The sequence below is a fragment of the Corallococcus sp. CA047B genome (assembly GCF_003612065.1).
GTDB lineage: Bacteria > Myxococcota > Myxococcia > Myxococcales > Myxococcaceae > Corallococcus > Corallococcus praedator.
The window spans coordinates 1-8,530 of record NZ_RAWD01000375.1 but is presented as its reverse complement, the minus strand read 5'-3'; the positions used below and the strand labels follow the sequence as shown (position 1 = coordinate 8,530).

Below are 8,530 nucleotides of genomic sequence, written 5' to 3'. Positions count from 1 at the left end.
GGCCCGACCAGCCCGCCCCCACCAGGACCGCCTTCGACGTGCCCTTGTACTTCCAGCAGCCCACGTTGCTTCGCTTGAGGTACGGCGTCTTCGCCGCCGTCAGGCTCCCGCCGCCGCCGGGCGCGAACTTCGCGTTGCTGGTGATGATGATCAGGTCCTGCGCCCGCTGTGACTTCATGTCGCGGCAGAGGCCCACGTACTCGTATTCGCTCCAGTCCTCCTCGTGCCACGTCCCGCTCGCGTCGTTCCAGAGCGCGAGCACCTTCACCGGATCCTTCGACTCGGTGATGTTCTTGAACCACCCGTTGTGGAACAGCAGGGAGCGCGTGTTCGGGTCGCTGAAGGTGAAGTGGTGGTAGCTGTTGGCCAGGTTGTTCAGCTCGGTGCCAAGCTCTTCCTTGAGCTCGGGCGCGCCGGCCAGGTCGCCCTTGAGCGCTTTGAACTTCGCCTTCTCCGTGAGCTTGTCCCACGCCTTGAAGGACTCCGCCTTGGTGTCGATGGGCGCCTGGTTCCAGAGCACCTTCGCGAACTCCGGCCAGACCTTCTCCAGCTTGCCGGGGACAGCGGAGTCCACCGCGGTGAGGCTGGAGGTCTCCGTGGTCAGCTTGTCCAGCGCCGCCACCACGACGCTCGGGCCGTGCTTCTTCGACAAATATTGGAAGAACAGGTAGGCGCCGTAGTCGCGTTCGGCATCGCCCGCATCCGGCGCGGTGCAGTGGCCCTTGGTGCGGTTCTCCAGGTGCAGGTCCGGGGTGCTCATGAAGCAGTCGGCGTATTGCTGCTCGAGTTGCAGCGACTGTCCATATACTTGGTCGATGGCCCAGTTCGCGGTCGCATCCCGGATCCACCCGTAGCTGTTCTGCGGGCCCTTCGTCTTGGAGGCCCACTGGATGGCGTGCATCAGCTCATGCGCCGCCCCGGCCTTGAGTGAATCATCGTCAAGCCCGTCCCACAGCTGGATGTAGGTGGGGGCCTGCGTGTTGTCGTAACCTTCCGGGAGGGTCAACCCGTAGCCGCCCATGTTGCGGACCAGGTAGAGGTCGAGCTGGGAACTGCCCCCGTTGCAGCCGGCGTAGTCCTCGTCGGTGAGCGGCGCCTTGAGCCCCAGCGCCATCAGCTTCGGCCAGATGTCCTTCTCGATGGCCTCGTCGAGCAGCTGGGCCTGCTCGCGCTGACCCGTGACGGCGAACTCGAACCAGACCTTCACCTTCGCGGTGGACTTCGACAGGGAGTACCAACCGGCGGAGCTGGGGCGGCAGGAGGGCCGCTTCATGCTGCTCAGCCGGGCGTCGGGCAGGGGCGCGTTGAGCCAGCTCCCCGGGTCATCCGGGCGCAGCAGGTACATTCCGAGTTCTTCCTGCATCGGCGCGGAGAGGCTGTCGAAGCGCTCGCGCAGCGTTTCGAGGACGGTGACGTCGAACCCCGGTTCGACCCGGGCCTTGTACTGGAGGGGCAGGCGGGGGTCGCTGAACGCCGCGTACACCTGGTAGGCCAGCAGCTCCTCGTCGTTGATGAGCCCGGCTTCACGCGCGGACGCCAGCACCTCGTCGCTCGAAGGCTGGGACGCGTCGGTTGGCATCACGATCACCGACAGGGTCGCGCTCACCGACCCCGCCTTGGCCGTGATGACCGAGCCGCCGACGGCCACGCCCTTCACCCGGCCGTTCGCTACCGTGGCGTACTCCGGCAGGTAGGAGCTCCAGGTCACCTGGACGTTCTTGAGCACCTGGCCGGTGTCGTCGACCGCCTGGGCGGCCAGCGTCAGGGATTCACCCACCAGCAGCGTCGCCCCGTTCGGGGAGAGGGTGAGCGCGGCGACCTTGTCGTTGTCTTCGCCCTCCCCAGGCGTTGGGTCAGGTTCGGTGGAACCGCAGGCAAGGACGAACGTGAGCAGGCACAGCGCGAGCCGGGAGGCTCCATGAAACACAGGCATTGCCAGACCTCGAGGTGTCGAAGAGGCATGATAAATACCATGGGTGAATCCCGATGCGACCCCCGGTCGTGCAATGACATATTGTCTTGAAACAAGAAGGCCCCTGTTGCCTGGGAGGCAACAAGGGGCCGGGATCCGCAAGGGATTGGCGCGGGATTACGGCGTGGGCGCGGCCACGGCGGGAGCGGCCTCGGTGGGCGCGGCAGCAGCAGCGGCGGCGGCAGCGGCAGCGGCGGCCTCCTCGGCGGCCTTCGCCTCGGCCTGCTTGAGGGCGGCTTCGGCCTCCGCGCGCTTCGCGACCTCGACCTTGGCGGCGGCCTGCATGCTGGCGAGGCCCTTGTCGAAGTCCTTGCCGACCATCTTGTCCATGTCGATGAAGACCGAGAACGCCTTGCTCATGAAGCCGTTCTCACCGGTCATGGTCCAGGTGACGGCGGTGCCGTCCTGCACGGGCTTGAACGTGAACGTCGTGGTGCTGGTGGCGGCGAAGGGCTTGATGAACTCCAGCTTGATGCGGACGGACTCGTTCGCGCGGCTCTCCTCGTTGGTCATCCGGCCTTCGCCCACATCGGAGTTGCCCGTCCACGCGTAGGTGGCCCCGGTGCCCGACTCCGCGCCGCCGAAGACGCGCTTCAGGTTCGGATCCAGGTTGTCCCAGGGAGACCACTGGTTCCACTGGTGGAAGTCGTTCACCAGAGAGAAGGCGATGTCCGGCGTGCCCGGCACCGTGGCGGTGCGCGACAGGGTGAAGGTGTCGGGGCGGGTGGCGATGAAGGCGAGCAGCAGCACCAGCGCGGCGGCAAGGCCAATGGCGATCTTCTTGAGCATGGGGTGTCCTCGGAACAGCAGCCCCGGGAAGGGGCGGAGGCGTCTTAGGCCCTCCGTCCTCGGGCGCTCAAGCCCCCCACCTGGATTCGGGAGGGGCACCACCGTGGGTGCGCCAAAGGTGACGCCCTGAGTCGTGCCCGCCCTCCTTCGAGGCAACCCACACGGCGCGCTGGCGACAGCGGCCGGATGTTCGCAGCCTGCGGTCCCTTCTGCCCCTGCATGAGGACGGATCCCGTATCCTGGGCGTGAATGCGCGCGCCTTCCTCCCTTCTGACCCCTGACACCGCGCGGAGCCTGTCCCTGATTCGGACGCTGGGTGAACCGGAGCGCTCCCCGCACATCGTGAGACAAGTGCTGGGCTGGGACGCGTCGTCGCGCTACCTGCTGTCGGTCCGGAATCGGGGGGAGAATCAGCTGCGCTGGTGGGACCTGGAGGCGGACAGGAACACACCGCTCTTCACGCGCCCCCTGGCCGGTGGCGTGGCGGCGTGGTTCCTGCCGGATTCCCAGACACTCCTGTCCGTGACGTTCCGGGGCGCGCTCCAGACCTGGTCGGTGACCGACGGCTCTCTGCTGTCCACGGTGAAGACCGGGATGTCCGTCTGGGGCGCATGTCTGTCGTTGGATGCAACGCGACTGCTGCTCACGGCACCGGGCGGACGCGTCCTGCTCTGGGATTTGCGCAAGAGCTGGTTGATCTGGCGACGGGATGATCGCGCGCTCTTCTACGGCTGTGCGCTCTCTGCCGATGGCGCCTTCGCCGCGGCGGGGGCCGCCGAGGAACGGGAGGGCGCGGTGACGCTCGCGTCGCTCCGCCTCTGGGAGGCGAAGACCGGGAAGCTGGTGGGCAGTCGCTCCTTCGAATCCTCTCGCATCTGGACCGCGGCATTTGTCCCCTCGGGAGACCAGGTCATCGCCGCGGACACCGCGGGCAGGCTGCTGTTCCTGAGCCTGCCCTCGCTCGATGTCGTGCGCGTCGTCGAGGGCCCGGGTTCGGGAACCCTCCAAATGGAGTTCAACCCCGCGGGCTCCCTGCTCGCGGCCAGCCCGGACACGAGCGCCTTCGTGGTGCTGAACGCCGACGACGGGCAAACGCTCTTCGCCTATTCGGACCTGGACGACATGGAGGGCAGCTCCGTGTCCTTCTCTCCCGACGGACGCTTCGTGAGCTGGGGCATGGACGACGGCAAGGTCGGAATCTGGGGTGTGGCCCCGTCCCGGAAGGCCTGACGCGGCGTTGGACCCACCAACACGCGGCAGGTGCCCGGGGATGAGTTGGACAAAGTTGTCGAGGAACTGAAACAAAAGGAGAAGGTCAATGGACGCAAGAAGAGAGAGTGAACCCGTGAAGAACGTCACAACGACGGAGCGGAAATCCGAGCGCGAGCACGTCGTCACGCGAACCGTCAACGGCCCGGCGCGCATCATTTTCGAGGCGTGGACCAAGCCCGAGCTGCTCAAGCGGTGGTGGGCACCGAAGTCGTTTGGGATTTCCTTCATTTCCTGCGAGGCCGATGTTCGTGTCGGGGGCACGTACCGTTTCGTGTTCGGCCACCCTGCCTCGGAGCAGCCGATGGCGTTCTTCGGTAAGTACATCGAAGTGACGCCGCACTCGCGCCTCGCCTGGACGAATGAGGAAAGTGCTGAGGGGGCCGTCACCACGGTGACCTTCGAAGAGAAAGGCGGCAAGACGCGGGTCGTCGTGCACGACCTCTATCCCTCGAAGGAAGCTCTCGACGGTGCCATCGCCTCCGGCAGCACCTGTGGGATGGGCGAGACGTTCGAGCAGTTGGACGAGCTACTCGTCGCCCTGGGCGTCTAGTCCTATGACCGGGTGAAGTCCGCGGGTTGGTCATGGAACTTCGCTGCCTCGGCCACTCCCACGACCGCTTCTCGTAGCGCGTCGCCACGCGCCGGTTCTGCTTCAAACGAGTGAAGAGACACTCCACGCGGCAGCGCTTGCGATAGGCCGCGTGGCGGAAGGAGCGAAGGCGAGGCTGGTCCGATCGGGTAGGGATGACAGCCTGCACCTGGTGCTTGCGGCACCAGTCGCGCAGGCTTCAGTTCGCCCCGGCTCATGCTCTCTCAACGCCGGGCGCCCTCGACCTCTTTGCGGACACGCTCTAGCCTGAAGCCATCAGGAGGTGGACGTGGCGAAGCCCCGACAGGCGGTCCGGAAGCGTTCGACGCAGGAGCGCCGCTCCGACACCGCGCTGCTCATCATCGACGTCATCAACGACCTGGACTTTCCCGGCGGGGAGAACGTCCTGCCCTGGGCGCTGCGCATGGTGGAGCGGCTGGGCCCGTTCGCGCGAAAGATGCGCAAGGCGGGCGTGCCGGTCATCTACGTCAACGACAACTTCGACCTGTGGCGCAGCAACTTCACGGACGTCTACAAGCACTGCACCCGCCGGGGCAGCCGGGGCCACGCGGTCGCCCGGGCCCTCAAGCCACTGCCTGGTGACTACTTCATCCTCAAGCCCAAGCACTCGGCCTTCTTCGCCACGTCCCTGGTGCCGCTGCTGGAGCACCTGGGCACGAAGAAGCTGCTGCTCGCGGGCATCGCCACCAACCTGTGCGTCTTCTTCAGCGCCCACGACGCGCACATGCACGAGTACAAGATCACCGTGCTCAGCGACTGCTGCTGCGCGGAGAGCGACAAGGACCACGACCTGGCCCTCGATCAGCTCCAGCGCTTCCTGCGGGTGCGCGTGTGCCGCGGTGACGAGGTGAACCCCGTCCGCCACTCGCGGAGAGCTCCGACCCGGAAGCCCCCGACCGAATGGAAGTGACGGGGGCCGCGCGCCTCAGACGTCCTTGTCGTCATCGTCGTCGAGGATGTGGCACTTCTGATCCTCGTCGAGCGCCTTGCCGATGACCTGCTTCACCAGGTCCTCGCCGTTGAGCTCCATGGAGAAGTTGACCTTCTCGCCGCCCACGTCCTCCTGCTTGTCCAGCTTGAGCTTGCCGCCCAGGGCCATGGCATTCCCGTCGACGCGCGCGCCCGCGGGCACCCGCACCTCGCCGCCCAGGGACACCACGTCGCCCTTCACCCGAGCCCCGGCCTCCAGGATGACGCGGCCCCGGACGGCGGCCACGTCGTTGTCCACCACCGCGCCCTTCTTCACGATGACGTCCCCGTCCACCGCGACCGCGTCCTTGATCTTCTCCCCGGGCTCGATGACCAGGTCCGTGCCCTGGACCGCCTTGCTCCCGTCCTTCACGTTGACGCAGACACGCTTCACGGGAACCTTGGACGGCTTCGCGGGCTCCGCCGCCAGCGCGGGCACGGCCAGCGAGCAGACAAGAACGAGGGTCGGCAGGAGTGGGCGGCGCATGGTGGAAGCCTCCGTGACACGGAAGATGCGGAAGGGGGACGGCATGCCATGCCTACGGCCGGCCCCGTCCCCCCATTGCATCCACCGCATCACACCGGTGCGGCATCCACCCCGGCTCCAACGCCCCCGCCGAGCACGCCCTTCGCCGCGTCGATGGCTTCGTGCGTCCCCGCGAGCGCCAGGATGTCACCCGCGCGCAGCACCTCCTGCGCGGACGGCACCAGCACGCCCTCCGTGCCCCGGCGGATGGCCAGCACCGTGGCCCCCGTCATGCCGCGCAGGTTGAGCTCCGCCAGCGTGCGGCCCACCGCCGCGCTGGAGGTGCCCAACGCCACCGACTCCGGCTCGCCCAGGCCCGGCAGCAGCTGACGCACCCCGTGCAGCACGTCCGGAGCGGGCTCGTCGTCGCCGCCCTTCGCGTGGGACTGGGCCGCCAGCGCCTCCACGATGACCTGCGCTCCGGCGCGCATGTGGCCCTGCAGGTGCGTGGCGCTCTGCCAGAAGGCGAACCCCAGCACCCCCAGCATGATGAGCAGCAGCACTGCGCCCGGGAAGCCCGGCAGGAACGGCTGGGTGATGGCCACCACCGGCGCGCCCACCATGAAGATGCTCGCCAGTTGCAGCGCCACCACCAGCATCCGGCGCGGCGCCGCCGCCAGGTCCACCTTGCCGCCCGGCACCGCCGGCAACGCGCCCTCCGCCAGGGTGACGCCCAGCCGGCGCGCCACCCGGACGATGCCCACGCAGAAGGGCAGGGCGAGCGCGACGCCCAGGCCGATGACGATCATCGGCGTGAAGGTGACGTTCCCCTCGATGCGCGCGTCGATGTACGCCGTCACCTGGGGCAGCATCACCGACGTGCCGATGACGATGACCGTCAGCAGCGCCGCGTCCAGGAGCAGCATCATCGCCATGCGCCGCACGCGCGCGCCCACCGTCTTCTGGCGCGGCGACGTGCGCAGGTTCTCCACCCAGCTTCCATAGAGCGACGCGAACGTCTGCAGCGGCGCGGGCAGCTTGCGGTCCACCCAGTTGGCCAGCGGCCCGGAGGCACGGATGAGCCACGGCGTCGTCAGCGTGGTGATGGCGGACACGGCCACCGCCACCGGGTACAGGAAGGTGCCCGTGGCCTTCAGCGTCAGGCCCAGGCCCGCGATGATGAAGGAGAACTCACCAATCTGCGACAGGCTCAGGCCCGCCTGCACGGACGTGCGCGTGCCATTGCCGGTGAAGAAGGCGCCCAGCGTGACGCTGATGATCTTCCCGAAGACGACCACCAGCGTGAGCACCATGATGGCCATCCAGTGCTCGCGGATGAGCGCCGGGTCGATGAGCATGCCCACCGACACGAAGAACACCGCGCCGAACAGGTCGCGCACCGGCTGCACCAGGTGTTCAATCTCCTTGCCCTCGCCGGACTCCGCCACCAGCGAGCCCGCGAGGAACGCGCCCAGCGCCACCGAATAGCCGAACGACTGCGCCAGCAGCGCGACGGCGAAGCAGATGCCGATGGCGCTCACCAGCGTCGTCTCCGGACGCTGGAGCTTCGTGATGGCGCGCATCACCCGGGGCACCACCAGCAGGCCAATGACGACCAGCCCCACCAGGAACGCGGCCAGCTTGCCCACGGTCAGCGCCAGGTCGCCCGCGGACAGCCCGGAGCCGGTGGACACCGCGGTGAGCATGGCCATCAAGAGGATGCCGATGAGGTCCTCCACGATGAGGATGCCCACCACGATGCTGCGCAGCGCGCCCCGGATGTTCTGCTCGTCGAACGCCTTGGCGATGATGGTGGTGCTGGAGATGGCGATGCAGCAGCCGGTGAACAGGCTCTCCAGCATCGTCCAGCCGAAGGCGCGGCCCACGATGAAGCCCAGCCACACCATCACGCTGCACTGGATGACGGCGGTGAGCCCCGCAGTGGGGCCCACCTGGACGAGCCGGCGCAGGCTGAACTCCAGCCCCAGGGAGAACATCAGCAGGATGACGCCCAGCTCCGACAGCGTCGTGACGATGTTGGGGTCCGCCACCAGCGGGATGGGCACGTGCGGCCCGATGATGAAGCCCGCGAGGATGTAGCCCAGCACCACCGGTTGGCGCAGGCGCTGGAAGAGGACCGTGGTGACCGCCGCGACACAGAGGACGGTGGCGAGGGCTTGGAGGAAGGCGTGGGCGTCGTGCATGGGAGGCGCCTCGGGACCGGGACAGGGGCCGTCGTGGGATGGGGGACACCCCGCCTTCAGGAGGGGCGTCTGGACTCGCGGTCCCCGACCCCGCCTGGAACGCGCGGAGCCGGGGGCTCACTGGAAGTTAGGGCGGGCTCACATCCACCGCTCGAGGGCGATGGCCGCACCGATGATGGCCAGGCACAGCAGGGCGCTCCAAAGCAGGCGCGTGCCCTGCCACTGTTCGTGGGTGGGCCCCCCGGGGG

At 67.8% G+C, this 8,530-nt stretch carries 7 protein-coding genes and 1 pseudogene; 3 read left to right on the top strand and 5 right to left on the bottom strand.

The window, feature by feature from the left end:
* The coding region (locus D7X74_RS36110) for an Ig-like domain-containing protein (protein WP_147446811.1) at nucleotides 1-1,933 on the bottom strand (1,933 nt) is incomplete at its 3' end.
* Nucleotides 1,934-2,089: 156 nt separating this feature from the next.
* Entirely contained in the window at nucleotides 2,090-2,761 is a 672-nt protein-coding gene (locus tag D7X74_RS36105; protein WP_120537528.1) for an SRPBCC family protein, read from the bottom strand.
* Between the two features lie 342 nt (nucleotides 2,762-3,103).
* Here D7X74_RS36105 and D7X74_RS36100 point away from each other — a divergent pair, with 342 nt between their 5' ends.
* Nucleotides 3,104-3,991: a WD40 repeat domain-containing protein gene (locus tag D7X74_RS36100; RefSeq protein ID WP_147446810.1), complete on the top strand. Its 888-nt coding sequence runs from the start codon at nucleotides 3,104-3,106 to the stop codon at nucleotides 3,989-3,991.
* Nucleotides 3,992-4,106: 115 nt separating this feature from the next.
* Nucleotides 4,107-4,583, top strand: a complete 477-nt coding sequence (locus D7X74_RS36095) for an SRPBCC family protein (RefSeq protein ID WP_233595487.1) — start codon at nucleotides 4,107-4,109, stop codon at nucleotides 4,581-4,583.
* 61 nt (nucleotides 4,584-4,644) lie between these two features.
* On the opposite strand, the pseudogene D7X74_RS36090 reads toward D7X74_RS36095, so the two are convergent.
* Nucleotides 4,645-4,818, bottom strand: a pseudogene (locus tag D7X74_RS36090) (transposase); the annotation flags it as partial.
* Between the two features lie 93 nt (nucleotides 4,819-4,911).
* Between D7X74_RS36090 and D7X74_RS36085 the strand changes: the two are divergent.
* Nucleotides 4,912-5,553 carry a cysteine hydrolase family protein gene (locus D7X74_RS36085; protein WP_120537530.1) on the top strand — a complete coding sequence of 214 codons (642 nt, stop codon included), beginning with the start codon at nucleotides 4,912-4,914 and terminating at the stop codon, nucleotides 5,551-5,553.
* Nucleotides 5,554-5,568: 15 nt separating this feature from the next.
* On the opposite strand, the gene D7X74_RS36080 is transcribed toward D7X74_RS36085, so the two are convergent.
* On the bottom strand, nucleotides 5,569-6,099 hold the full coding sequence (locus D7X74_RS36080) for a polymer-forming cytoskeletal protein (RefSeq protein WP_120537529.1): 531 nt from the start codon (nucleotides 6,097-6,099) through the stop codon (nucleotides 5,569-5,571).
* An 89-nt stretch (nucleotides 6,100-6,188) separates the two neighbouring features.
* Complete coding sequence (locus D7X74_RS36075; protein WP_120537525.1) at nucleotides 6,189-8,282, bottom strand: cation:proton antiporter; 2,094 nt, start codon at nucleotides 8,280-8,282, stop codon at nucleotides 6,189-6,191.
* Between the last annotated feature and the right edge of the window lie 248 nt (nucleotides 8,283-8,530).

What these genes read in the sequence shown, in the direction of transcription:
- D7X74_RS36105 (WP_120537528.1), bottom strand. Translation starts at nt 2,761, where the DNA reads ATGCTCAAGAAGATCGCCATTGGCCTTGCCGCCGCGCTGGTGCTGCTG.
- D7X74_RS36080 (WP_120537529.1), bottom strand. Translation starts at nt 6,099, where the DNA reads ATGCGCCGCCCACTCCTGCCGACCCTCGTTCTTGTCTGCTCGCTGGCC.
- D7X74_RS36075 (WP_120537525.1), bottom strand. Translation starts at nt 8,282, where the DNA reads ATGCACGACGCCCACGCCTTCCTCCAAGCCCTCGCCACCGTCCTCTGT.